Source organism: Alcanivorax sp. HI0044 (assembly GCF_001634945.1).
The window spans coordinates 1-265 of record NZ_LWEZ01001098.1 but is presented as its reverse complement, the minus strand read 5'-3'; the positions used below and the strand labels follow the sequence as shown (position 1 = coordinate 265).

The 265-nt window shown below is 59.2% G+C and carries 1 pseudogene; it reads right to left on the bottom strand.

What is annotated here, in order from left to right:
- Positions 1 to 265 (bottom strand): annotated as a pseudogene (gene tuf, locus A3730_RS13125) (elongation factor Tu); the annotation flags it as partial.

Here is a 265-nt window from a genome sequence, read left to right as displayed (position 1 = left end):
TGATGATGCCACGCTCTACACGGCCGGTTACTACAGTACCGCGACCAGAGATGGAGAATACGTCTTCGATCGGCATCAGGAACGGCTGATCAACGGCACGCTCCGGCTCCGGGATGTACTCGTCCAGGCACTCAACCAGCTTCTGCACGGCAGGCATACCGATGTCGCTGGTATCGCCTTCCAGAGCCTTCAGGGCAGAACCCTTGATGATCGGGGTGTCGTCGCCCGGGAAGTCGTAGTCGCTCAGCAGCTCACGCACTTCCAT